The sequence below is a fragment of the Nocardioides caricicola genome, from assembly GCF_039541135.1.
Lineage (GTDB): Bacteria > Actinomycetota > Actinomycetes > Propionibacteriales > Nocardioidaceae > Nocardioides > Nocardioides caricicola.
Genome location: NZ_BAABFQ010000008.1, coordinates 48,771 through 72,628 on the forward strand (window position 1 = coordinate 48,771; position 23,858 = coordinate 72,628).

Here is a 23,858-nt window from a genome sequence, read left to right on the forward strand (position 1 = left end):
ACTTCCCGCGATCGGTCCGCGCAAACGAACGGGCCCCGAGATCACCCCCGAGGCCCGTCTGTCAACTGCAGTCAGTCGGAGTTCACAATCGCCAGGATGCGCAGCAGATTGGTGTAGATCCAGACCAGGCTCACCGTCAGGGCGAACGCAGCCCGCCACGACTCGCGCTCTGGAATCTGGTTCGCGATGCCCTGCTCGACGAAGTCGAAGTCGAGGATCAGCATGAACACGCCGAGCACCAGACCAATGATCGCAAACACCAGGCCGATGCCACCCATGCCGTAGATGCCCAACGACTCACCGAAGATGCCCAGCACCAGTTCGAGCAGGCTCAGCGCGATCATGCCGAACACTGCGGCGATGACGAAGGTGCGGAACCGGGCCCCGACCTTGATGTCGAAGAACTTGTAGGCGGCCAACGTTCCGACGAACGCCGCGAAGGTGCCGATAACGGCCTGCATGACGATGTGATCGCCGACCATCGCGTCGAAGAACTTGCTGAGGCCGCCGAGAGCGATACCCTCAGCGACGCAAAACGCCACTACCAGCGCCGGGCTGATGACGCGCTTGAACGAGTTCACCATTGACAGCACGAATGCGCCGAGCGAGCCGATGGTCATCAGGGCGATCAGCGGTCCAAGGTCGGCATCCGGGTCAGCGATGTCGGGAGTGAGGTACCACGTAACGGCGGCCGCTGCGATGACGAAGAACAGCGAGATGGCGGTCTTCTGGACGACCGAGTCGATCGTCATCGGGCCGCCGGTGGCGACCGGCGGGGCCGGCGTGTAGGCCTGGCCCGGGTCACCGGGCTGGCCCGTGCTCCAGGTGGAGGGGTCGGTGTAGCCGGTGCCGGCGTACGTCTGACGGCCGGCGGAGTTGAACTCCTCCGAACGGCGGAACACCGGGTTGTTGCTCTGCATTGGTCTCTCCTCGAGGCCGGGAGGTGACGTCGCTCTGACGGGTCACCGGTACGCACCCAGTCTAGGCCGGGCTCATCGGATTGAACGCGCACCGTCCCCGATTGGTTCCCGAGCGACCCGAACGGTCACCACCTTCTCCGAGGCAGCGGCGACCAGCACCTGGTGCGGCGACCGGGACACGACGCGACCGCCGTCGACGCGGACCCGGTAGCCGTCCGGGTAGTGCAGCGGGCTGACGAAGATCCGCGTCGGCGCGGTGACCGCCGGGTCGGGGCGGTAGCGGTAGCGGAACGACCCGTCGCCCGCGTCGAAGCTCATCAGCAGCGGGGTGCCGGCGGTGGCCTGGGCGTAGGTGCGCACCAGCACGCGCAGCTTCGCGCGTTTCACCGAGGACGGGTCGGCGTCGTCGCGGAACAGGCCCTGCGCGGTGTCGGCGGTCGTCGGGTCGTTCCACCGCTTGTAGGCCCAGTGGGTCCAGCCCATCAGCGCCTCGTCGGCCGCGGCGGCGTCGATCTCGATCGCGCGCACGTTGTCGGTGGCGCCCCACTCGCTCATCAGGGGTACGGCGCGCATGGTGCGCGACTGCTCGAGCGCGTGCTCCTGGCGGCCACGCGCGAAGTCCCAGCAGTTCTCGACGTTGCCGCCGGGGATCCCCTGCGACTCGAGGAACACGTCGGGGCAGTAGCTGTGCCACGAGAAGCCGAGCTGGTCCTCCCCCGCCACCGGCTCGAAGAACGTGTCCAGCGGCTGGCCGCCGGCGAACTGCTGCGGCTCCCACCAGACGATGTTGTCGGGGTCGACCTCACGGACGGCCGCGAGGCCCTGCTCCATCGCGGGCTGCAGCTCGGCGCGGTAGGAGTCCGGGCAGCCGGTGGCCAGGCACAGCGCCCACTCCGTGCCCATCCACGGCTCGTTGAGCAGGTCGTAGCCCATCAGGTACGGCTGGCCGCGCCACGCCCGCGCCGCCACCTGCCACGCGTCCGCCCAGGCGCCGAGCAGCCCGTCCGCGCCGGCCCAGAAGTTGTCGAACACCGTGGACACCTCGGGCGTCCAGTAGCCGGTCGGGAACGGAGCGGTCACCGGCGGGAGCGCGTCGTACGGCGCGGGCCGGTGTACCGCCCAGTCCGGGACGCCCTCCCCGCCGTACGTCTCGTGCCACTGGTCCTGGTGCATGTCGAGCTGCACCCAGATGTGCCGGCGCGCGAGCAGATCGAGCACGCGCTGCACCTTCGCGAGATACGCCGGGTCCGCCCGGCCCGGCGCGTCCGGTGTCAGCCCCGCCCACAGCGTGCCGACGCGGGCGCCGTTGAACCCGTGCCGCGCCAGCCACCGGGCGTCGCGGGCCTGGAATCCGGCGGCGGTCGCGGGCGGCGCGTAGGGCGCGTGCTTGTAGACGAGGTTGAGGCCGTGGACGATCACGACCCGGCCCTGCGGGTCAACCAGCCAGCGGCCCTCGCGGCGCAGCTGCGGCGGGTCGGCGGAGGCGGGCAGTGCGGGCGCAGCCACGAGGAGGGCGACGACGAGCAGGACGAGCTTCCAGATCCGGTGCACGTCTCACCAACGACGCGCTCGCGGCGCGGTTCCGGGTGGGGTGGTTTCGAGGCTCGTCGCTGGCGCTCCTCGCACCTCAACCACCGTGCCGGCTCGTCGCTGGCGCTCCTCGCACCTCAACCACCGACACACGGAGGTTGAGGTGCGAGCGGAGCGAGCCTCGAAACCACCCGATACTCGCGAGGCAGAAGCCGACACCCGCGGCCCGAGTAGGCCAGACTCCGACCATGGAAGACGTGGTATTCCTGGCCGTCATCGGCGGCCGGTTCCTGGTCCCGCTGCTGATCCCGCGGTTCCCGCTGCCCGCGATCATCGGCTGCCTGGTGCTGGACGCAGCGGACCAGACGATCTTCCAGGCGTTCGGCTACGACCCGCCGGGCTACCAGTCCTACGACAAGGCGATGGACGTCTTCTACCTCGCGATCGCCTACCTCGCGACCATGCGCAACTGGCAGAACCTCGCGGCGTACTCCGTCGGCAGGTTCCTCTACTTCTACCGGCTGGCCGGGGTGTTCCTGTTCGAGATGACCGGTGCCCGCGCGGTGCTGCTGATCTTCCCGAACACGTTCGAGTACTTCTTCATCGCCTACGAGGCGATCCGGACCCGGTGGGCGGTCCTCGCGCGGACCCTGACCTGGTGGGTGGTGCTCGCCGGGATCATCTGGGTGTTCGTCAAGCTGCCGCAGGAGTACTGGCTGCACGTCGCGAAGCTGGACGTCACCGACACGCTCGAGGAGTACTGGTGGGCCTGGCCGCTGCTCATCGCGGTCGTGCTCGGCGCGGCCGCGCTGCTGTGGTTCGTCGCGATCCCGCGGCTCGGCCCCATCGAGCACGGTTGGCGGTTCACCTCCGACCCGATGCCCGCGTCGGTGGCCACGGTCGCGAGCCAGGCGACCCGCCGCGTCGAGGCGGGTGGCTTCGTCTGGTCCTGGGTGACGTTCGAGAAGGTGTTCCTGGTGGGGCTGATCTCGGTGATCTACTCCCAGACGCTGCCGGGCATCACCGCGTCGAACACCGAGCTGTTCGTGTACGTCGCGACGTTCGTGGTGCTCAACGCGGCGATCACGCTGCTGGTCTCGCGGCGCGAGTGGACGATCGAGTCCGCCGGCCTGGCCGTCCTCGCCCGCATCGCGGTCAACGTCGCCCTGGTGACGGTCACCTACTTCTTCTTCGACGAGCGGTCGGTCGGCTGGGACACGCTGTTCTTCCTCAGCCTGATCAGCCTGATCACCACGCTGCACGACCGGTACCAGCCGGCGCTGGCCTACCGCCAGCGCGAGCGCGCGGGCCTCTAGCGGGATCTAGGCGGACTGCGGCGTCCTCTCGGCCGCGGCCGCGACCAGGCCGAGCGGCACCCGGACGGTGAACTCGGTGCCGACGGCGAACGTCGAGTCGACGGTGATCGTGCCGCCCATCAGCTCGACGAGCGTCTTGCAGATGGCCAGGCCGAGACCGGTGCCGCCGTAGCTGCGGGTGATCGACGGGTCGGCCTGCCGGAACGCCTCGAAGATGCGTTCCTGCTGCTCGGGAGCCATGCCCAATCCGGAGTCCTCGACCTTGATCACGACCGTGCCGTGCTCGCCGTCGCTGCCGTCGAGCGAGGCGTCCAGGCGGACGTAGCCGTGGTCGGTGAACTTCACCGCGTTGTCGAGCAGGTTGCCGACGACCTGGCTGACCCGGTCGGCGTCACCGAGCAGCTCGTGCGGGACCGCGGGGTCGACGGTGCAGGTGAGCAGGACGCCCTTGGCCTCCGCGATCGAGGCGGCGTTGCGCGACAGCTCGTCGAGCAGGGCGTACAGGTCGAAGGGGTCGTCGCGGAGCATCGTCTGACCGGCCTCGACGCGGGAGAAGTCCAAGATGTCGTCGACCAGGCGCAGCAGCCGCGCCCCCGAGCGCTGCATGGTGTCGACCAGCCGCTGCTGCATCTCCGACGTGACGGTGTCGGCCAGCATCTCGCTGGCCGCCAGCACGCTGGTCAGCGGCGTACGGATCTCGTGGCTCATGTTGGCGAGGAACAGCGACTTCGCCTCGCTGGCGTCCTCGGCGACCTGGCGGGCGTACTCGAGGTCGCACCGCAGGGCGTTGCGCTCGGTGATGTCCTCCGCGATGCCGTACGCGCCGACCGGCACGCCGTCCACGAGGACCGGCATGCCGGTGACCGCGACCTCGATCATCGAGCCGTCCTTGTGCAGGACCCGGGTCTCGAGCCGGTCGATCGGGTTGGCCAGCAACGCGCGGAACTGCTCGGTGACGCGCGGGATGTCGTGCGTCTCCACGTAGTCGGCGATCGTGAGGCCGGACATCTCCTCGAGGGTGTAGCCGCACATCTGCACGGCGGCGGCGTTCATGGAGACCAGCCGGCCCTCGGAGTCGAGCATGAAGACAGCGTCCGGGTGGAGGTCGTAGAGCGAGCGGTAGCGCTCGTTGGTCTCCGCGAGGGCGCGCTCGGCCGCGGTGAGCCGCTCCGCCTCGGCGTTCGCGTCGCGGTAGCGGCGCCACCCGAAGAACCCGGACAGGAGGACGGCGAGCGCTGTCGCCATGACGAGCTCGTCGACGTTCAGGTCCTCGTGGGCACGGCTCCAGCGGTAGACGTGCTCGAACAGGTCGAAGTGCCGGAGCACGAGGAACGACCCCGTCACGATCAGGGCACAGACGACGAGGTCGACGTGCGCCCGGCGCCGCCGGACGTCAGGGCTGGTCCTCGAGTCCCCACGTCGGGTCTTCGTGCTCACGGCTCACCTCACCACGGTCCCGCCCGCCCCCACATGGGGCAGGTGTCACGGGTCCGATCGGCGGTTGCGCGGAATACCTGAGCGCGAGACGTAGGTCCGCCCCGGGGGCGGAGCGCGCGGCGCGCATTCCTGCCCGGCGCGCCCCCGAACTCGCCGCCGGCGCCGGGCAGGAATGCGTCAAGCCCATCTTGACATCACGGCGCCCGACCCAGCAAAGTGCGACGCGCTGGTTCGGCAGGGACCAGTGGTCTGCGACGTCGTGACGGCGGCAGACGAGAGCCGCCGGCAATCACGGACTGCCGGCGGCTCTCCGCGCCCAGGGTCTGGTGCCCCCGCTGGGACTCGAACCCAGACTGCGTCGCTTTTAAGGCGACTTCCTCTGCCGATTGGGATACGGGGGCCTGCTGTTCAGGGGATTCTCGCAGCGGCCGCCGCACGGCCGAGGACGTCGTCCAGCATGTCCTCGGTGAGCCGACCGGTGAACGTGTTCTGCTGGCTGGGGTGGTAGCAGCCGAGCAGCCGGACCTCGCGGCCGGCACCGGCGAGGGTCGCCTCGACGCCGTGGCCGAAGCGCGGGCGCGGGCGCTCCGCCTCCCAGCCCAGACCGGCGAAGGAGCGCAGCGCCGCGTCCCAGCCGAAGGAGCCGAGCGCGACCACGACCCGGACAGACTCGACCACCAGGGCGAGCTCGGCCTCGATCCAGGGCGCGCAGGTGTCGCGTTCCGCGACGGTCGGCTTGTTCTGCGGCGGCGCGCACCGGACGGTCGCCACCATCCGGGTGTCGACCAGCTCCTGGCCGTCGGCGGCGTGGACGCTGGTCGCGGTGCGGGCGAGGCCGACCCGGTGGAGGCTCGCGAACAACCAGTCGCCGCTGCGGTCACCGGTGAAGATCCGGCCGGTCCGGTTCGCGCCGTTCGCGGCGGGCGCCAGACCGACCACCAACACGCGCGGCCGCTGCGCGCCCCACCCCGGCGTAGGACGACCCCAGTAGGGCTCGGCGGCGAACGACGCCCGCTTGCTGCGCGCGACGTCCTCGCGCCAGCGCACCAGCCGCGGGCAGGCGCGGCAGACCGAGACCCGGGCGTCGAGCTCGGCGAGGTCCGGCGTCCGGGCGAGCCGCCGTACGGCCGCCGCGGTCCCGGCGACCGGGGTCTCGGGCGCCGCGGGGTCGCCGGGCCACCCGGTGCCCGGCGGCACCGGCGACGGGAACAGGTCTCCGGTCGCCGGATGCGGGAGCAGCTCGCTCACGGGCGCGCCCTGAGCGACCAGGCGATCCCGTCGAGGATGTCGGACTCGGAGACGACCAGCTCGGACGCGCCGGCGCGGCGCAGGACCTGCGCGAGGATCAGCGCGCCGGCGCCGATCACGTCCGCGCGACCGGGGTGCATCGACGCGATCGCGCGCCGGGAGTCGTGGGTCATCGAGAGCAGCAGGTCGACGGTGGCGAGCACCAGCCAGGTCGGCAGCACCACCTGGTCGACGGCGGCCCGGTCGTACGCCGGCAGGTCGAGCGCGACCGCGGCCAGCTGGGTCACGGTGCCGGCGACCCCGACCACCGTGGTGGCCGCGGACGGGTCCACCCCCGCGGCGTCGAGGTGCTCGTCGATGTCAGCCCGGCACGCCGCGACCTGCCCGGCGGTCGGCGGGTCGGCGTGCAGGTGCCGCTCGTGGAGCCGGACCGAGCCGATGTCCATCGAGACGCTCGCCCCGGGTCCGCTCCGGCCGAGGATCAGCTCCGTCGACCCGCCGCCGATGTCCACGACCAGCACGGGACCGGTGGGCGCGTGCCGGAGGTTGCGGATCGCGCCGTCGAACGCGAGCGCGGCCTCCTCCGCCCCGGACACCACCTCGGGCTCGACGCCGAGCCGCTCGCGGACGCCGGCGACGAAGACGTCGGCGTTCGCGGCGTCCCGGGTCGCCGACGTCGCGACGAAGCGCACCCGCTCCGGAGGGACGTCGTACGACCGGATCAGCTCGGCGTACTCGTCGATCGCGCCGAACGCCCGCTCCAGCGCCGCCTCGGCGATCACCCCGGTGCGGTCGAGGTCCTGGCCGAGCCGGACCATCCGCATCTCCCGGACGTCGACGTCGGGCAGCGCGCCGATCAGCAGCTTGACGGTGTTGGTGCCGCAGTCGATGGCAGCGACCCGGCCGCTCATACGCAGGGCCCGGACTCCCACCAGGCGCCCAGCCGGTCCAGCACCTCGTCGCCGAGCGGGTTCACGCCGCGGCCCATCGCCAGGGACTGCCCGGCCAGCACGTGCAGGCACTTCACCCGGTCGGGCATGCCGCCCGCGGAGATGCCCTCGATCTCCTCGACGTGGCCGAGCGTGGCCCGGAACTCGAGGTAGGCCTCGTGCGCCGTGCGGTACGCCGCCGCCAGCTCGGGGTCCTCGGCCAGCCGGTCCTGCATCTCCTTCATCACCCCGGTGCCCTCGAGGGTGCCGATCCGAGACGCCGCCCGCGGGCAGGTCAGGTAGAACGTCGTCGGGAACGGCGTGCCGTTGGGCAGCCGCGGCTCGGTCGTCGCGACGTCGGGGTTGCCGCACGGGCAGCGGTGCCCGATGGCGTGGATGGCGCGCGGCTCCCGGCCGAGCTGGGCTTCGATGGCGGAGACGTCCTGCGGGTCGATCACCCGCCGATTCTCGCAGGCCGGCCTGGCAGCCTCAGTCGGTGCCGTCGATCCGGTTGAGTCGCGTCGCGGGCTCCGGGTCCGGCTTCGGCGGGTGGCCGGCCAGCTCGACCGACTCCCAGGCGGTGTCCCACCACGCGGTCGGGGGCTTCTGCGCGACCGTGGACGGGTCGGTCAGCGAGGTCTCCTGCTCGAGCGGCTCGCCGTTCTCGTCGAGGACGACGTACGCCGTCTCCCCGGGCATCACGAAGTTCAGCTCGCGCGCCTGCTGCCGGACGTAGGCCGGGTCCTCCCAGCGCCGCTTCTCGCGCTCGAGCTCGCTGATGCTCGCCTGGCGCAGCGCGATCTGGTCCTTGAGGTCACCGATGTGGTCCCGCTGCTGGAGGTAGGCGCGCATCGACGACGCGTAGCTCACCGCCAGCACGGACACGACGAGGACCAGGATCGCCGCGCGGCCGGTCAGCCGGGACCGGCGCGGGGCGTCCGCCGGGGCCACCGCCGCCGCTGCGACCGGGTCGGGTCGCTGCGGCGTGCGGCGGGGCCCACGGCGTCCATGGGGTCCTCGGGGTCCGCGCGAGGGCGTACGACGGGACTCGGAGGGCATGCCTCCTAGGTTCGCTCAGGCACCGTACCGAGGGAACGCCGACGCGCCGGAGTAGCGCGCTGCATCTCCGAGCTCGTCCTCGATCCGCAGCAGCTGGTTGTACTTCGCGACCCGGTCCGAGCGCGCCGGGGCGCCGGTCTTGATCTGGCCGCAGTTCACCGCGACCGCGAGGTCGGCGATCGTGGTGTCCTCGGTCTCACCCGAGCGGTGGCTCATCATGCAGCGGTAGCCGCTGCGGTGCGCGAGCTCGACGGAGTCGAGGGTCTCGGTCAGCGTGCCGATCTGGTTGACCTTCACCAGCAGCGCGTTGGCCTGGCCACCGTCGATGCCGCGCTGGAGCCGCTCGACGTTCGTGACGAACAGGTCGTCGCCGACCAGCTGGGTCTTGGTGCCGAGCTGGTCGGTGATCGCCTTCCAGCCGTCCCAGTCGTCCTCGTTGAGCGGGTCCTCGATCGAGACGATGGGGTACGACGCCACCAGGTCGGCGTAGTAGGCGGTCATCTCCTCGGCGGACTTGGTGCCGCCCTCGAAGGAGTACGCGCCGTCGTTGTAGAACTCCGACGCGGCCACGTCCATCGCCAGCGCGATGTCCTTGCCGAGCGTCAGGCCGGCGGCCGAGACGGCCTCGGCGATCAGGTCGAGCGCGGCGCGGTTGCTGTCGAGGTTCGGCGCGAAGCCGCCCTCGTCGCCCAGGCCCGTGGAGAGGCCCTTCTTCTTCAGCACCGACTTCAGCGCGTGGTAGACCTCCGCGCCCTCGCGCAGCGCCTCACGGAACGACGGAGCACCGATCGGGGCGATCATGAACTCCTGCACGTCGACGTTCGAGTCGGCGTGCGAGCCGCCGTTGAGGATGTTCATCATCGGGACCGGGAGCAGGTGGGCGTTCGGGCCGCCGACGTAGCGGTAGAGCGGCAGCTGGGCCGAGTCGGCCGCGGCGCGGGCGACCGCGAGCGAGACGCCGAGGATCGCGTTCGCGCCGAGGTTGGCCTTGTTGGGGGTGCCGTCGAGCTCGAGCATCGTCTGGTCGAGCAGCCGCTGGTCGTCGGCCGCCAGGCCCTCGACCGCGGGGGCGATCGTCTGGATGACCGCGTTCACGGCCTTCTCGACGCCCTTGCCGCCGTAGCGGTCGGCACCGTCGCGCAGCTCGACCGCCTCGAAGGCGCCCGTGGACGCCCCGCTGGGGACCATGGCGCGGGCGAACGCGCCGTCGTCGAGGAGCACCTCGACCTCGACCGTGGGGTTGCCGCGGGAGTCGAGGATCTCGCGCGCGCCGACTGCTTCGATGGATGCCACGTCTGTGCTCCTCCGGATGGGAATCTCAGGCCGTCACTCAGCCTAGTGCGCGGCGGTGGCGGCCCACACGCGGCGTCCGTACGAGACAGCGCTCAGGCCGGGTCGGCGGCCGGGAAGCTGACGCACATCGTGGTGCCGCCGCGGTCCTCGTTGTCGCGGGCCAGGGCGGTGCCGCCGTGCCGCTCCACGATCCGCTTCACGATCGAGAGGCCGAGCCCGCTGCCGCGGTAGCCGTCCTGGTGCGCGCGGTGGAACGTGTCGAACACGCTCTCGTGCTGCCCGTCGGGGATACCGATGCCGTTGTCCGAGATCTCGACCTCGACCATCGGGGCGACCTCGCCGTCGACCCGGCGCGCGTGGACCTCGATCCGCGGCTGCACCCCGGGCGCGACGTACTTGACGGCGTTCCCGATCAGGTTGTCGACCACCTGGCGCAGCAGCACCGGCTCGGCCAGCACCGCCGGCAGGTCCGGGTCGACGGTGATCACCGGCTCCGGCAGGTCGCGCACCCGGCTCGCCTCGATCCGGCCGCGCGCGACGTCGGTCGCGACGGCAGCCAGGTCGACGCGCACCGGCGTGATCGTGAGGTCGCGGGCGGTCGTGTAGGCGAGCAGGTCGCTGATCAGGTGCTGCATGCGTTGCGCCGCCCGCTGGATCCGGTCCAGCCGCTGCACCTGGGTGTCGACGTCGACCTGCGCGCCGGCCCGGGCCTCCTCGAGGAGCGCCTCGGACCAGCCGTCGATCACCGTCAGGGGGTTGAGCAGGTCGTGGGCGACGACGCCGGCGAACGACGCCAGCTCGTCGCGCTCGCGGCGCTCGGCCGTGACGTCGTGGAACAGCACCACCACCAGCGGCGGGTCCGTGCCCGGCAGCGGTCGCGTGCTGACCTCCATCTGGCGCACCCCGCCCGCCTGCGGGTTGCGCAGGACGACGTCCACCTTGTCCAGCGAGCTGCCGGTGCGGGCCAGCTCGAGGGGGCTCTCCTCGGGAGTGATCGGGCTGCCGTCGGCGTGCCGGAGGCCGTAGGCGTCCACGTCGATGTGACCGTCCGCGTCACGCCGCGGGTCGCCGAGCAGCGTCTGCGCCGCCGGGTTGCGCAGCACCATGGTGCCGTTGGCGTCGATGACGGTGACCCCGTCGGTCATGGTGTCCACGATCGTGGTGACCATCGTCGCCTGCTCGGTCGCGTTGCGCTCCGAGCGCACCAGCCGGTCGCTCAGCTGCAGGATCTCCCCCCGGCCGACCGAGAGCGCGAGGGTGAGCACGACGATCATCGCGACGTACGACTGCAGTGCGAGGGCGCGGGTGTGCGGGTCCTCGATCGGGACGAACGGGCCCTCGTTGAGCACGGTCGCCACGGTGACCGCGGCGCTCAGCAGGAGCGCGTGGGCGCTCGCGACCCCCAGCGCGTAGCGCGCGCCGGCCCACACGCAGACCGACAGGACCAGGAACGGCAGGGGCACGTCGGTGCTCACGAGGAAGACCAGCCAGAGGGCGACGGCGCTGAACGCCGCCAGTGCGACCAGCTCCACGGGACCGTGGCCCCGGATCGGGCCGACGGCGTCCGGCGCCTGCTCGGGGGTGCTGGAGCGGACGTGGTGGCGGGCGAGCAGCGCGAGGGGGAACACCGCGACGATGCCGGTGCCGTTGCGCAGCACCCACGAGGCGACCGACTTCCAGCTCGCGTCCGTGATCGAGGTGACCGCCGCCGGGCCCAGCGCGGCGGACACGAGCGCCGAGAGGTACGCCGCGGCGAGCAGGTAGCCGAAGTCGCGGAGCCGGTCGATGCCCGGCGGAGGCTCCTCGCCGAACCCCCACCACTGCGGGCACCACCGGGCGATGAGGACGCCGAAGACCACCACCTGGACCACGTTGGCCAGGCCGAAGCCGAGCGCCAGCGACGCGCTCGCCCCGGTCGCGGCGTTGACGGCGACCGCGAGCACGAACAGCACGGCGAGGTCGAGCGTCGCCCACCGGGACCAGCCATTGACCGCGAGCCACGCCGCGGCGACGCCGGCGGCCGGCCACACGAGCGCGGTGTCGGTGCCCTCGAGGACCGCCTGCCGGCCCAGGGCGGCGGCGATCAGGAAGTAGCACGCGAACCCGAGGAGGTCGAGGAGGCGGACCCGGGTCACTCCGGGCTGCCTTCCGTTCCGAGGGCTCGTCGTACGGCGGCACGGAGGTCGTCGGCGTCGAACGGCTTGGCGACCCGTTCGTGCCCGGTCCTCGCGATCCGCTCGATGACCTGGCCGGTCCACTGCACGGTCACGAAGACCGCGGGGACGCCGGGCCACTCCTGGACGATCTCGTCGAGCAGGGTGACGCCGTCGGTGTCGGGGAGCGCGTAGTCCATCAGCACCAGGTCCGGACGGTAGTCGGGCTCCCCCGCGCGCAGGTCGGTGAGCCGGGCCCGGTCCGGGACGCCGCGGAGCTCGTGGCCCTCCCGCAGCAGGCAGTGCGCGATCCAGTCACGCACGTCCTCGTCGTCCTCGACGATCAGCACCCGGGCCACACGACGACCCTAGGGCAGAAGTAAAGAACCCGCCCGCTACAGCAACCGGCGGACGGCGTCGCGCAACGCCTGCTCCGGGTCCACCCCGCTCACGCGGGCCTCGGCGACCAGCGCGAGCAGCCGGTCCCCCAGGTCGTCCCCGGGATGCACCTCGGTCCCCGCCCGCTCCAGGCGGTCGAGCACCTTGTCGGCGTACAGCAGCGCGGGCAGCGTCGGCGGGATCCCGTCGGTGACCGAGGAGCGCTGCTTCTCGCTCGCCTTGATCGCCTCCCACGCCTCGTTGATCTCGTCCGGCGTGCCGCCCGCGGCTCTCTGCTGACCATCGGGGGCGAATACGTGCGGGTTGCGGCGGTGCATCTTCGCCGTGACGTCGGCCGCAACGTCGTCGATCGTGAACTCGCCGGCCTCCTCGGCGATCACTGCGTGGAAGTAGACCTGCAGCAGCAGGTCCCCGAGCTCCTCGCGCAGGTGCGCGGGGTCACCGGTGTCGATCGCCTCGAGCGTCTCGTGGGTCTCCTCGAGCAGGTAGCGCGCGAGCGAGCGGTGAGTCTGTCCGGCCTTCCAGCTGCACTCGGCCCGCAACCGGCGCATCACCTCGAGGAACTCGAGGAGCGGCTCGCCGGACCCGGGCATCAGCCGCAGCGCTGCGACACCGGGAGCGCGGCGCCCGCGGCCGGGTCCGCCTCGGCGGCCTGGCCGGCCTTGGCCACGTCGCTGACGGCGAACGAGATCGTGGTGTCCGCGGGCGCCATGGTGCCGTCCTCGATCGACACCGCGTAGCGCGGGTCGATGCGCACGTCCTGGTCGTCCAGCCAGCTCGCGAACGCCTCGTGGCCGGCGGCCGCAGCGGCCTCCGGGTCGTCGTCGCCGACTTCCTCGATGCCGACGGCCAGCTCCACGGCGGCGACGTACGGCCGGGCGAGGTTCACGCGGCGCACGGCGTCCTGCTGCTCGGGCGAGAGGCCGGCGATGCTCTGCTCGAGCGAGTCCGCCGCGTCCTGGTACGACGGGTCGGGCTCGACCCCCTGCGCGGCCGCGAACTGCTCGCCGGCCTCCTGGAGGGCGAGTGAACCGGCGACCTGGGTGTCCACGACGGAGTTCGCGACCGCCTGGCCCTCCTCGAGCTGGGTCTCGACCGCGGAGCAGTAGTCCGCCGCCGTGTCGTCGACCTCGTTGGTGGTGATCGTCGTGTCGGCGACCCGGGCGGCGACACCCGGGTTGAACGCCGGGACGGAGCCACAGCCGGTCAGCAGCAGCGCGGCCGCGGCCAGTCCGGCCAGGCTGCGCACACGGGTCGGGGTCACGCGTTCTCCTTCAGTCGGTCACTCGGTCCTACGTCACGGGGTCGATGACACTGTCGATCACCTGCCGGGCCCATTCAAGCAGGGCGATGCCCGTGATCGGACGCCCTCCCACCACGGCCGTCTGCGGACGCGGCACGAGGATGGTGCTGACCGGCGCCTTCACGATGGACTTCGGGTACATCCGGTTCAGGCGCACGACCCGCGACTCGGGCAGGTCGACCGGCGCGAACCGCACGTTCTTGCCCGCGATCGTCACCTCGCCGACGCCGGCCTTGCGGGCCCGGGCCCGGAACCGGGCGACGAGCAGCAGCGAGGTGACCTCCTGCGGCGGGTCGCCGTACCGGTCCTGGAGCTCCTCGTTGATGAGGTCGACGTCCTCGTCGGAGCGGACCTCCGCCAGGCGCTTGTACATCTCCAGCCGCAACCGCTCGCTGGGGATGTAGTCGTGCGGCAGGTGCGCGTCGACGGGGAGCTCGATGCGGACCTCGTCGAGCTCGGGCTCGGCGTCGCCGCGGAACTCGTGCACGGCCTCACCGACGAGCCGGACGTACAGGTCGAAGCCGACGTCGGCGATGTGACCGGACTGCTCGCCTCCGAGCAGGTTGCCGGCGCCGCGGATCTCGAGGTCCTTCATCGCGATCGCCATGCCGCCGCCGAGGTCGGAGTGCTGGGCCAGCGTCGCGAGGCGCTCGTGGGCGGTCTCGGTCAGCGGCTTCTCCGGCGGGTAGAGGAAGTAGGCGTAGGCGCGCTCGCGCGAGCGACCGACGCGGCCGCGCAGCTGGTGCAGCTGCGAGAGGCCGAGCATGTCCGCGCGCTCGATGATCATTGTGTTGGCGTTCGAGACGTCGAGGCCGGACTCGACGATCGTCGTGCAGACGAGCACGTCGAAGCGCTTCTCCCAGAAGTCCAGCATCACCTGCTCGAGCTGGTGCTCCCCCATCTGCCCGTGCGCGGTCGCGACCCGGGCGTCGGGCACCAGCTCGCGGATCCGCGCGGCCGCCTTCTCGATCGAGTTCACCCGGTTGTGGATGAAGAAGACCTGTCCCTCGCGCAGCAGCTCCCGGCGTACGGCGGCGATGACCTGGCGGTCCTCGTAGGCGCCGACGTAGGTGAGCACCGGGTGGCGCTCCTCCGGCGGCGTGGTGATCGTGGACATCTCGCGGATGCCGGTGATCGCCATCTCCAGGGTCCGCGGGATCGGGGTCGCGGACATCGACAGCACGTCGACGGAGGTGCGGAGCCGCTTCATCTGCTCCTTGTGCTCCACGCCGAAGCGCTGCTCCTCGTCGACGATGATCAGCCCGAGGTCCTTCATCCGGATGTCGGGGTTCAGCAGCCGGTGCGTGCCGACGACGATGTCGACGGTGCCGTCCTGCAGGCCCGCGATCACCTCGCGCGCCTCGGCGTCGGTCTGGAACCGCGACAGGCCCTTGAGCACGACCGGGAACCCGCTCATCCGCTCGGAGAACGTGCTGAGGTGCTGGGTCACGAGCAGGGTCGTCGGCACCAGCACGGCGACCTGCTTGCCCTCTTGCACCGCCTTGAACGCCGCGCGCACCGCGATCTCGGTCTTGCCGTAGCCGACGTCGCCGCAGACGAGGCGGTCCATCGGGACCGTGCGCATCATGTCGCCCTTGACCTCGTCGACCGTGGTCAGCTGGTCGGCGGTCTCCTGGAACGGGAACGCGTCCTCCAGCTCACGCTGCCACGGGGTGTCCGGCCCGAACGCGTAGCCCTTCGTGGCCTGGCGCGCGGCGTACAGCTTGATCAGCTCGGCCGCGATCTCGCGGACCGCCTTGCGCGCCTTGTTCTTCCGCTTCGTCCAGTCGGCGCCGCCGAGCCGGTCGAGGGACGGCTGCTCGCCGCCGACGTACCGCGTCACCTGGTCGAGCGCGTCGGCCGGGACGTAGAGCCGGTCCGGCGGGCCGCCGCGCTTGGAGGCGCCGTACTCGAGCACGAGGTACTCGCGGACCGCTCCCCCGACCTCGCGCTGCTTCATCTCGACGAAGCGGCCGACGCCGTGCTGCTCGTGGACCACGAAGTCGCCGGCGCTCAGCTCGAGCGGGTCGATCTGGCGCTTGCGCCGGGTCGGCATCTTGCGCATGTCGCGCGTGGATGCCCGCTGGCCGGAGATGTCCTCGCCGGTGAGCACGACCAGCCGGTTGGTCTCGTCGACGAGGCCGTGGGCGATCGCGCCGCAGCTGATCGTGACCACCGCGTCGTCGAGGTCGGCGGCGGCGCCGATGTCGTCGACGACGCGCGCCGGGACGTCCTGCTCGCCGAGCACCTCGCGCATCCGCTCGGCCGGACCGTGCCCGGAGTGCAGCACCACGACGCGGTGACCCGCGCGCCGCCAGCGGTCGATGTCGGCGATCGCGCGGTCGACCTCGCCGCGGTAGGGCTCGACGGACGTGGCCGCGACCGGGCGCGAGGGCACGGCGCCGACGTCGTCGGCCTCCAGGACGCCCTCGGTGTCGATGCCGAACGGGCTGATCGTCCACCACGGCTTGCCCTGCGCGATCGCGTGGCCACGCACGTCGGCGATCTCGCGGTACGACGCCGCGCCCAGGTCGATCGGCGCCTGGCCACCGCCGGCGGCCGCCGCCCAGCTGGCACCCAGGAACTCCTCGCTGGTCGCGACCAGGTCGTGGGCGCGGGTGCGCACCCGCTCGGGGTCGAGCACCAGCACGTGGGTGTCGTCGGGCACCAGGTCGACCAGCAGCTCCATCTCGTCGACGAGGACCGGCGCCAGCGACTCCATGCCCTCGACCGCGATGCCGGCGGCGATCTTGTCGGTGAGCTCGAGCAGCTGCGGGTGGGCGCGGCCGATCTCGGCGGCGCGCTCGCGGACCTCGTCGGTCAGCAGCAGCTCGCGGCACGGCGGCGCCCACAGCCGCTCCTGCTTCTCCAGCGTGCGCTGGTCGGCGACCGCGAACGAGCGGATCTCCTCCACGTCGTCGCCCCAGAACTCCACGCGCAGCGGGTGCTCCTCGGTCGGCGGGAACACGTCGACGATGCCACCGCGGACGGCGAACTCGCCGCGCTTCTCCACGAGGTCGACCCGTGAGTAGGCGGCGGCCGACAGGCGTCGTACGACGTCCTCGAGCGGAGCGGTGTCGCCCGGCTCGAGCTCGACGGGCTCGAGGTCGCCGAGGCCGCGCACCTGGGGCTGGAGCACCGACCGCACCGGCGCGACCACGACCTTGAGCGGGCCGTTGGTGGGGTCGGTGCCCGGGTGCCGGAGCCGGCGGAGCACCGCCAGCCGGCGGCCGACGGTGTCGCTGCGCGGGCTGAGCCGCTCGTGCGGCAGCGTCTCCCAGCTCGGGTAGTAGGCGACCAGCGCAGGGTCGACGAGGTCGCCGAGCGCCTCGACGAGGTCCTCGGCCTCGCGGGAGGTCGCGGTCACCGCCAGCACGGTCCGACCCTCGCGGACCAGGCCGGCGACGACGTACGGCCGCAGCGCCTCGGGTCCGGTCAGGTCCAGGGCGCGGACCGACCCGTCACGGGCGTCGGCCATCGCCTGGGTGAGGGTCGGGTCGGCGAGGACGGCGTCGGCCAGGCCGGAGAGGTGCATGGAGGCTCCCAAGGACAACACGAGTGCCCCCAGCCAGGTGTGGCAGGGGGTAGCCCGACGAGTCTACGGCCGCTCGCCGACAGCCTCACTCGTGCGTCTGAACCCCGCCGGCGTCCTCGTTGCACTCGATCTGCGGCGGCTCCTCGCCGGGGAACGCCATCAGCGACATGGCGGGCAGCTGTGGGCCGCTCATGTCGAACGACAGCGCGGAACGGCGGCGCTCCTGGCCGCCCCGCGTGCGGTAGACGTATCCCGGCGCGCTGGTCACACCGACCGTGAAGAGGCACTCATCGAACCGGGCGATCTCGTCCACCGGCTCGGCGAGGTCTTCGACGTCCTCACGCAGGGAGGCGATGTCCTGGCGGAGCTCGCGCCCCGGGCGGTCGGCGTCCTCGCCCGGGTCGGTGCCGCACTCGCCCGGCCCGAACGGATGGTCGCGCCCACGGAAGGCGAGCACCTGGTAGTCCGGGTCGTCCCACTCGCTGTGGTCGAGGTCGACGGCTGGGTAGTGGACCCGCACGAACGGCCACAGCCCCTGGTCGACCAGGTAGCCGAGGTCCTGCTCGTCGTCACCGGACTCGGTCAGCGGCAGCCAGGAAAGGCAGGACTCCCACGCGTCGAAGCGCTCGGTGCGGGCTTCGACGACCTTCGCCAGGCGCTGCAGGCGGCGCACCTGGGCCGCCAGGCTCCGGTGGCCGGGGCGGGCGTCGTCCCCGGCGCCGTTCGGGTCAGCCGGCGCGCTCAGGCACCGGCGTGCGGTCGACAGGCGGAGCACGTACCACCGGGGCCGCTGCTTGCCGCTGTGCCGGACCAGGGCGGACCGGGCGTGGAGCCCGGTGCCGTCACGCTCGTCGTACAGGAATCCCCACCGGTTCCTCGCGTCTCCGGCCCGGTCGACACCGACCCGCGTGGTGCAGCCGAGCAGCACCTCGAACCGACGCGACTCGCGGTCGAGCTGCCGGAGCCGGCGACCGAGCCGATCCAGTGCTCCGCGCGTCCCGCGAGGTCGCTCCAGCCGCACCGCAGGTCGCTCCGACGCCGTCGCCTTGGCAGGCGGAGCCTCCGGCCCCAGCGGCGGTACGTCGGGTCTGCGCACCGACGGTGTCACCGCGCCGGACTGCACTGCGCCGGACTGCACTGCGCCGGACTGCACCGCGCCGATGTCGCACGCGACCCCGTCGTCCCGCACGGCGCCCAGGGCGTCGCGCCGCAGCACCTGCTCCCAGTCGACCCAGCCGTCCAGCAGCTGGCCGGCGGGCAGCGGGTCGGGCAGCTCGCCGACGCACGACCCGCTCGGGATGCGGTCGATGACCGGGCTGCCCGGCCGAGGCACCAGCACGTAGCCCAGCGGGTGGGCGTCGACCTGCTCGACCTGCGGGTCCTCGCCCACGACGTCCGTGGGATGGTCCAGCTCGCACGAGCTCGTGGCGGAGAAGTGGTTGTACCCGCGGGAGACGGCTCCGTAGACCCGGCAGCTGCGCGACGTCGGGATCGTGTCGCCGGTGACACCCTCGGTGGTCGGCGGGCCGATGATCGAGGCGAAGCTGTCGAGCCGGCCGGCCGATCCGATGTCGCCGCCGACCGAGGCGATGTTGCCGAGGAGCGTGGACCCGATGATCGTCGTCCGGCCGGCCGAGAGCGTGCCGCCGCCGTCCCCCTCGGCGTAGTTGCGCGACACCGTCGAGTTGACCAGGACCAGGTCGCCGCGCGCCCAGATGCCACCGCCGGCGTGCGCCACCGCCAGGTTGCGGCCGACGGTCGAGTTCACGACCAGGACGTCGGCCTCGCCCGAGATCGCACCGCCGCGGTCGTCGGCGCGGTTGCCGTTGAGCGTCGAGTCGTAGACCGCGACGTCGCCGTCCAACGTGAAGATCGCACCACCCGGGCCGTCCGCGTCACTGCCGTCGATGATCGAGTCGACGACCGTCACGTCGCCGTCCTCGTCTGCGTACAACGCCCCACCGTCGCCGTCGGTCGTGTTCCCGTCGACCCACGAACGGACCAGCAGGATGTCGCCGGTCGTGGCGATGGCGCCGCCGGATCCGTCGACGAGGTTCGTGCTCAGCACCGAGTCGTAGACCTGGACGCCGCCGCGGCGCGCGTAGACGGCGCCACCGTCGTCGTTCGCCAGGTTGCCGTTGATCCGGCAGCGGTGCACGGTCACCCGCCGCATCGAGAACACCCCGCCGCCGGGCTCCTCGGCCAGGTTCTGCTTGATCACGCAGTCCTGCAGCACGATCTCGCCGCGCGAGGTGAGCGCGGCGCCCGGACCGTCCGAACCGCCGCGGGTCAGCGTGACGTCGCGGATGTCGAGCCAGCCGGTCCCATCCTGGCGGAGCACCCGCTTCTCGAAGCAGGTCTGCCGGATCGTGTGGCCGTGGCCGTCGAGCAGCATGGGGTACGGCGACTCGCGCATCGGGTCGCCCCGGACGCAGTCGCGCAGCGCGATGTCCGCGCCGAGGTCGATGCGGGTGCGGGTGGGGTCGGCCCAGGCTCGGCGGAGCTGCGGCTCGGTGGTGACCACGGCATCAGACCGCGCAACCGCCGCTCGCGCCGCGGCACCCGGCTCCGAGCGTGCCGCCTCGGTGCCGTCCACCGGTCCCAGGACCACGAGGGCGACACACGACAGGACGATCCCGAGGACGCCCACCAGGCGCCACAACACTGATTCAACATAGGTCGGGGGCGTCCCGATGTGCTTCAGCCACGCGGGTCGGCCGGACGGCCCGGGCGACCTTCGCGTCGGCGAGGTCCTCGATCGCACGGGTCAGCGCGTTCACGAGACGCGGACGCCGGACCTACGGTTCCGACTACTGATCGGTTAGTAAGTCCAGCTGTGGATGGACGCGGCCGGACGCTGCGGGCCGGGTATCGATGGCGCATGACCACGTCACCGGACGCGCGCATCCCCTCACCGAGATCGCCGTTCCTCATTCCGGACTCCGCGCACCCGTTCGACATCTACACGGACGCGGTCGTGCACCTGCTCGCCGACCGCGGGATCGATCGACTCAGTGTCCGCGCCATCGCGCGCTGGATGGGGGTGACGCCTGCCGCAGTCCTGCAGCGACACTCGCAGGCGCAGATCCGCGAGATCGTGGTCGCCCGCTTCGGCTGGCGCTGGGTGGAGTGGAGCTGTCCGCGGCGCGACAGCGGCCTTCCTGCGAGGCTGCCGACGTCCGCGGACGAGTGCCACGGGGTCCGCGTCTGGCAGGCACTCGGTGAGATCTCACGGGGCGCCGCGCTCGCCGGCCACCCGGCACCGCAGTCCCGACTCGAGCAGGCCCGACGTGACGAGGCGGAGGCCGTCGCGGTCTCGCTGACACGGCTGATCCGACGTCGACCGGACCCGCGCGAGACCGCCGGCGTCCTCGCGCTCGTGTCCGGACTACGCGCCGAGATCGCGGCGGCCGGCTCGGTTGTCACCAGTGATGTCGCGGCCGGCATCCTCCGCGACCACGTCGAACGACTGCGTCAGGACGGCGGTGTGCCCGGTCAGCCGGTTCGCTCGGCGTAGGCCGTGGCGGCGGTGTGGACGGCGTCGATGTACTCCTGGGCGTGGTTGTAGGAGAACACCGCGTCCGCCCAGCCCTGGCCGCTGGTGAGGTCGTGGCCGTCGGCGCAGAGGTAGCCGACCGCGGCCATCGCGGCGTCGTCGAGGTCGTTGGGGTCCTCGGCGCCGTCGCCGTCACCGTCCGCCGCCCAGGTCTCCCAGCTCGACGGGATGAACTGCAGCGGCCCGACGGCGTGGTCCCACGCCGGGTCGCCGTGCCACTGGGTGCTGGACGGGCTCGCGGGGATCGCCGCGAAGCCCTTGCCGTTGAGAGCGGGCCCGAGGATCGGCTCCGAGGAGTGCCCGTCGTCCCCGAGCGTGCGCCCGTCGATGGTCCCGTGCTGCGACTCCACCCAGCCGATGCCGGCGAGCGTGGTCCAGCCGATGTCACACCCGTTCGGAGCGGCCAGCTGGGCGTTCGCATAGGCGCGTACGGCGGGCGCGGGGATCCCGGCCTTCTCGGCGGTCTGCTGCACCCACTGCGGGTCGACCTGCGCGGGGCCGGACCGCTGCGCCGGCCGCGAGCTCCCCGCGGAGCCCTGCTGGAGGCTGGGCGAGGGTGCCGCGACGTACGGCTGGTCGGCGACGACCACCGCCCGCGACGACAGGATCGTCTGCGAGGCGAGGTAGCCGAGACCGGAGACCAGCAGCAGCGCCGTGGCGAGCGACGCGATCAGGCGAGCAGAGACCATCCCTGCTTATCCGAACCGGCCGTGCACGTAGTCGCTGGTCCGCGGGTCCTGCGGGTTCTGGAACATGGCATCAGTATCCCCGTGCTCCACAATCACGCCGGGGGTGCCCTGCGAGGCCAGGAAGAACGCGCACTGCGTGGAGACCCGCGCCGCCTGCTGCATGTTGTGGGTCACGATCACGATGGTGACCTCGTCGGCGAGCTCCTTCATGGTCTCCTCGATCACCCGGGTCGAGGTGGGGTCGAGCGCCGAGCAGGGCTCGTCCATGAGCAGCACGCGCGGCTTGATCGCCAGCGAGCGGGCGATGCACAGCCGCTGCTGCTGTCCGCCGGAGAGACCGCCGCCGGGGGCGTCCAGACGGTCTTTGACCTCGTTCCAGAGCCCGCCCTTGCGCAGGCAGGACTCGACCAGCTCGTCGCGCGCCGAACGTGACGCCCGGGTGCCCGTGAGCTTGAGGCCGGCCAGCACGTTCTCGCGGATCGACATCGCCGGGAACGGGTTCGGCTTCTGGAACACCATCCCGATCGCGCGACGGGCGTCGATCAGGCGCTTGTCGGGGTCGTAGATGTCCTCGCCGTCGAGCAGCACCTCGCCGGCCAGCTGGGCCGACGGCACCAGCTCGTGCATGCGGTTCAGGATCCGCAGGAACGTCGACTTGCCGCACCCGGACGGGCCGATCAGGGCGGTGATGCCGCCGGCGGGCATGGTCAGCGACACCCGGTCCAGGACCTTGTGGGTGCCGAACCACGCGGTGATGTCGCGGGCCTCGAGCTCGGCCAACCGGCCGGGCGTGCCGGGGACGCCGGGCATCACCGTGGTGTCGTCGGTCGCAGTGCTCATAGTCGTTCCTCTGGGCTCATGGTCGTTCCTCCGGGCTGCTCCGGAAGAGTGCCGCGCGCCGGCCCGCCTGGGAGGAGGCGGACCGGCGCGGCAGGGTGCTACTTCTTGGTGATCGTGAAGCTCTTGCTCGCGCCGGCCACGGCGGCACCGCCGTTGTAGACCGCCTTGAGCTTGTTCTTGCCCTGGGCGAGCTTCACCGTGAACGTCGCCTTGCCGCCGGACAGGGCGGTGGTCTTGAGCTCGGTGCTGCCGCGCATCAGCGTCACGGTGCCCGTGGCGGTCGCGCCGTCACCGGTGACGGTGATGGTGCCCTTGACGCTCTTGGCCTTGGTGCTCGCCGGGAACGACTCCGAGACCGACGCCGAGGTCTTCACCGTCACGGTCGCCTCGTCCTGCGAGGGCTCCAGGGTCGAGTCCGGGCCCGGGTCGAACACCGCGGTGTAGGTGTGCGCACCGGGCGAGACGCCGGTGGCCGTGTAGGTCGCGGCCCCCGAGACCAGCGGGACGTTCGACGCGATCTCGGTCGCGCCCTCGAAGAAGTCAACCGAGCCGGAGGGCGAGGTGGAGGCCGAGACGTTCGCGACGAGCTTCGCCGAGTTCGCCTTGGTGCTGGTCGCCTCCAGGACGGTCTCGGTGGCGACCTGCTCGTTCAGCGTGAAGTTCGACGTCGCGTCACTGGTGGCCTGGCCGCAGACGCCGCCGTCCGCCGGCGTGGCGAGCTGCTTGAAGCCGGCCGCCTCGATCAGCGGGCGCATCTCGGTGGAGCACAGCGCGCCGTTCTCGCCGAACGCCTCCTGGATGAGGGCGTTGCCGAGGTCGGCGCCGCGGACCACGTTGTACAGCGCGCGCTTGGCGCTCCACCCGGTCTCGAGCCGCAGGGTGGTGCCCAGCAGGCCGGCGCGACCCTCGGAGAACGGCGCGATCGCGTTCGGGTCGCTCTTGATCTTGGAATCGTCGTGCTCCTGGACCTCCTGGACGCTCGCGGCCAGGGTGACCGCGGTGCCACCGTTCATGGCGGTGAGCTGGGAGGTGAAGAACGACCGCGTGCCGGAGCCCGACTGCGGGATCTTCGGGGCGATCACGCCGGACTTGCTCGGGTCGATCTGCGACCAGTTGGTGATGTCGCCCTTGTAGATGCCGACGATCTGCGCCGGGGTGAGGCTGGCGGGCGCGTTCGACGGGGTGCTGTTCGAGACCGCCATCACGAGGGTGTCGAGTGCGAACGGGAAGGACTTCAGGCCCGCCTGGGTCTCGCTGGCGCTCTGCGCGGACGACGACCGCGCGAAGTCGACGTCGGTGTTGTTGCCCGCACCGAAGAGCGTGGCCTTGCCCGCGCCGGACCCGTTCGGGCGCGGCTTCGCGCCACTGGGCAGCGGGATGTTGCCGCCACCCGTGGCCGCGAACGTCGCGATCTTGGCCGAGTGACCGCCGGTGTTCCAGGCGTCCGCGAACAGCTTCATCGCGTGCTGGCTGGTGTCCGACCCGACGCCGATCAGGTCACCGGTGGTCGCCACGAAGGTGGTGTCGTCGGGGTCGACGACGTCGGCGGCGTGAGCGGTGCCCGCCGAGAGGGAGATGGCGCTCGTTGCGAGGGCCGCCGAGGCGACGCCCGCGAGGATCTTGCGTACAGACATCCTGTTTCGCTTCCTGT

At 71.8% G+C, this 23,858-nt stretch carries 19 protein-coding genes and 1 tRNA gene; 2 read left to right on the plus strand and 18 right to left on the minus strand.

All coding sequences use genetic code 11. The annotated features are described in order from the left end of the window. Positions 1 to 71: 71 nt before the first annotated feature. Entirely contained in the window at positions 72 to 920 is an 849-nt protein-coding gene (locus ABD875_RS17820) for a Bax inhibitor-1/YccA family protein (protein ID WP_345180651.1), read from the minus strand. A gap of 72 nt (positions 921 to 992) precedes the next feature. Next, a complete protein-coding gene (locus tag ABD875_RS17825; protein ID WP_345180654.1) occupies positions 993 to 2,471 on the minus strand; it encodes a cellulase family glycosylhydrolase in 1,479 nt (492 codons plus the stop codon). Positions 2,472 to 2,698: 227 nt separating this feature from the next. Here ABD875_RS17825 and ABD875_RS17830 point away from each other — a divergent pair, with 227 nt between their 5' ends. Beyond that, complete coding sequence (locus ABD875_RS17830) at positions 2,699 to 3,766, plus strand: hypothetical protein (RefSeq protein WP_345180657.1); 1,068 nt, start codon at positions 2,699 to 2,701, stop codon at positions 3,764 to 3,766. A 6-nt stretch (positions 3,767 to 3,772) separates the two neighbouring features. On the opposite strand, the gene ABD875_RS17835 is transcribed toward ABD875_RS17830, so the two are convergent. From ABD875_RS17835 to ABD875_RS17895, 13 genes are all read right to left on the minus strand, one after another. Then, a complete protein-coding gene (locus ABD875_RS17835; RefSeq protein ID WP_345180659.1) occupies positions 3,773 to 5,203 on the minus strand; it encodes a PAS domain-containing sensor histidine kinase in 1,431 nt (476 codons plus the stop codon). 324 nt (positions 5,204 to 5,527) lie between these two features. After that, a tRNA-Leu gene (locus ABD875_RS17840) sits at positions 5,528 to 5,604 on the minus strand. Between the two features lie 7 nt (positions 5,605 to 5,611). Further along, entirely contained in the window at positions 5,612 to 6,451 is an 840-nt protein-coding gene (locus ABD875_RS17845) for a uracil-DNA glycosylase (RefSeq protein ID WP_345180661.1), read from the minus strand. Beyond that, positions 6,448 to 7,362, minus strand: coding sequence for a Ppx/GppA phosphatase family protein (locus tag ABD875_RS17850; protein WP_345180664.1), 915 nt, complete (start codon positions 7,360 to 7,362; stop codon positions 6,448 to 6,450). The genes ABD875_RS17845 and ABD875_RS17850 overlap by 4 nt, the downstream gene beginning before the upstream one ends. Beyond that, positions 7,359 to 7,838, minus strand: coding sequence for a DUF501 domain-containing protein (locus tag ABD875_RS17855; protein ID WP_345180666.1), 480 nt, complete (start codon positions 7,836 to 7,838; stop codon positions 7,359 to 7,361). Before ABD875_RS17855 ends, ABD875_RS17850 begins: the two co-directional genes overlap by 4 nt. 31 nt (positions 7,839 to 7,869) lie before the next feature. Then, positions 7,870 to 8,331, minus strand: coding sequence for an FtsB family cell division protein (locus ABD875_RS17860; protein WP_345180669.1), 462 nt, complete (start codon positions 8,329 to 8,331; stop codon positions 7,870 to 7,872). A 123-nt stretch (positions 8,332 to 8,454) separates the two neighbouring features. Next, positions 8,455 to 9,732: a phosphopyruvate hydratase gene (eno, locus tag ABD875_RS17865; protein WP_345180671.1), complete on the minus strand. Its 1,278-nt coding sequence runs from the start codon at positions 9,730 to 9,732 to the stop codon at positions 8,455 to 8,457. 92 nt (positions 9,733 to 9,824) lie between these two features. Further along, positions 9,825 to 11,867: an ATP-binding protein gene (locus tag ABD875_RS17870; RefSeq protein ID WP_345180674.1), complete on the minus strand. Its 2,043-nt coding sequence runs from the start codon at positions 11,865 to 11,867 to the stop codon at positions 9,825 to 9,827. Beyond that, positions 11,864 to 12,244: a response regulator gene (locus tag ABD875_RS17875; protein ID WP_345180676.1), complete on the minus strand. Its 381-nt coding sequence runs from the start codon at positions 12,242 to 12,244 to the stop codon at positions 11,864 to 11,866. The genes ABD875_RS17870 and ABD875_RS17875 overlap by 4 nt, the downstream gene beginning before the upstream one ends. A gap of 36 nt (positions 12,245 to 12,280) precedes the next feature. Then, complete coding sequence (locus tag ABD875_RS17880) at positions 12,281 to 12,877, minus strand: nucleoside triphosphate pyrophosphohydrolase (RefSeq protein ID WP_345180678.1); 597 nt, start codon at positions 12,875 to 12,877, stop codon at positions 12,281 to 12,283. Beyond that, positions 12,877 to 13,548: a hypothetical protein gene (locus ABD875_RS17885; RefSeq protein ID WP_345180681.1), complete on the minus strand. Its 672-nt coding sequence runs from the start codon at positions 13,546 to 13,548 to the stop codon at positions 12,877 to 12,879. The genes ABD875_RS17880 and ABD875_RS17885 overlap by 1 nt, the downstream gene beginning before the upstream one ends. A gap of 28 nt (positions 13,549 to 13,576) precedes the next feature. After that, positions 13,577 to 17,122, minus strand: coding sequence for a transcription-repair coupling factor (mfd, locus tag ABD875_RS17890; protein WP_345180683.1), 3,546 nt, complete (start codon positions 17,120 to 17,122; stop codon positions 13,577 to 13,579). An 85-nt stretch (positions 17,123 to 17,207) separates the two neighbouring features. After that, the gene (locus tag ABD875_RS17895) at positions 17,208 to 19,787 is read right to left on the minus strand and encodes a hypothetical protein (RefSeq protein WP_345180686.1); all 2,580 of its coding nucleotides are present in this window, start codon (positions 19,785 to 19,787) and stop codon (positions 17,208 to 17,210) included. A 216-nt stretch (positions 19,788 to 20,003) separates the two neighbouring features. Here ABD875_RS17895 and ABD875_RS17900 point away from each other — a divergent pair, with 216 nt between their 5' ends. Continuing rightward, on the plus strand, positions 20,004 to 20,639 hold the full coding sequence (locus tag ABD875_RS17900; RefSeq protein ID WP_345180688.1) for a hypothetical protein: 636 nt from the start codon (positions 20,004 to 20,006) through the stop codon (positions 20,637 to 20,639). On the opposite strand, the gene ABD875_RS17905 is transcribed toward ABD875_RS17900, so the two are convergent. The 3 genes from ABD875_RS17905 to ABD875_RS17915 form a co-directional block, all read right to left on the minus strand. Continuing rightward, the gene (locus ABD875_RS17905; RefSeq protein ID WP_345180690.1) at positions 20,618 to 21,367 is read right to left on the minus strand and encodes a lytic transglycosylase domain-containing protein; all 750 of its coding nucleotides are present in this window, start codon (positions 21,365 to 21,367) and stop codon (positions 20,618 to 20,620) included. The genes ABD875_RS17900 and ABD875_RS17905 overlap by 22 nt on opposite strands. A 6-nt stretch (positions 21,368 to 21,373) precedes the next feature. Next, on the minus strand, positions 21,374 to 22,177 hold the full coding sequence (locus ABD875_RS17910; RefSeq protein WP_345181415.1) for a phosphate ABC transporter ATP-binding protein: 804 nt from the start codon (positions 22,175 to 22,177) through the stop codon (positions 21,374 to 21,376). A 128-nt stretch (positions 22,178 to 22,305) separates the two neighbouring features. Next, entirely contained in the window at positions 22,306 to 23,841 is a 1,536-nt protein-coding gene (locus ABD875_RS17915; RefSeq protein ID WP_345180693.1) for an Ig-like domain repeat protein, read from the minus strand. Between the last annotated feature and the right edge of the window lie 17 nt (positions 23,842 to 23,858).

What these genes read in the sequence shown, in the direction of transcription:
- ABD875_RS17850 (WP_345180664.1), bottom strand. Translation starts at nt 7,362, where the DNA reads ATGAGCGGCCGGGTCGCTGCCATCGACTGCGGCACCAACACCGTCAAG.
- mfd (WP_345180683.1), bottom strand. Translation starts at nt 17,122, where the DNA reads ATGCACCTCTCCGGCCTGGCCGACGCCGTCCTCGCCGACCCGACCCTC.
- ABD875_RS17830 (WP_345180657.1), top strand. Translation starts at nt 2,699, where the DNA reads ATGGAAGACGTGGTATTCCTGGCCGTCATCGGCGGCCGGTTCCTGGTC.
- ABD875_RS17915 (WP_345180693.1), bottom strand. Translation starts at nt 23,841, where the DNA reads ATGTCTGTACGCAAGATCCTCGCGGGCGTCGCCTCGGCGGCCCTCGCA.
- ABD875_RS17905 (WP_345180690.1), bottom strand. Translation starts at nt 21,367, where the DNA reads ATGGTCTCTGCTCGCCTGATCGCGTCGCTCGCCACGGCGCTGCTGCTG.
- ABD875_RS17910 (WP_345181415.1), bottom strand. Translation starts at nt 22,177, where the DNA reads ATGCCCGGCGTCCCCGGCACGCCCGGCCGGTTGGCCGAGCTCGAGGCC.
- ABD875_RS17880 (WP_345180678.1), bottom strand. Translation starts at nt 12,877, where the DNA reads ATGCCCGGGTCCGGCGAGCCGCTCCTCGAGTTCCTCGAGGTGATGCGC.
- ABD875_RS17900 (WP_345180688.1), top strand. Translation starts at nt 20,004, where the DNA reads ATGACCACGTCACCGGACGCGCGCATCCCCTCACCGAGATCGCCGTTC.
- ABD875_RS17820 (WP_345180651.1), bottom strand. Translation starts at nt 920, where the DNA reads ATGCAGAGCAACAACCCGGTGTTCCGCCGTTCGGAGGAGTTCAACTCC.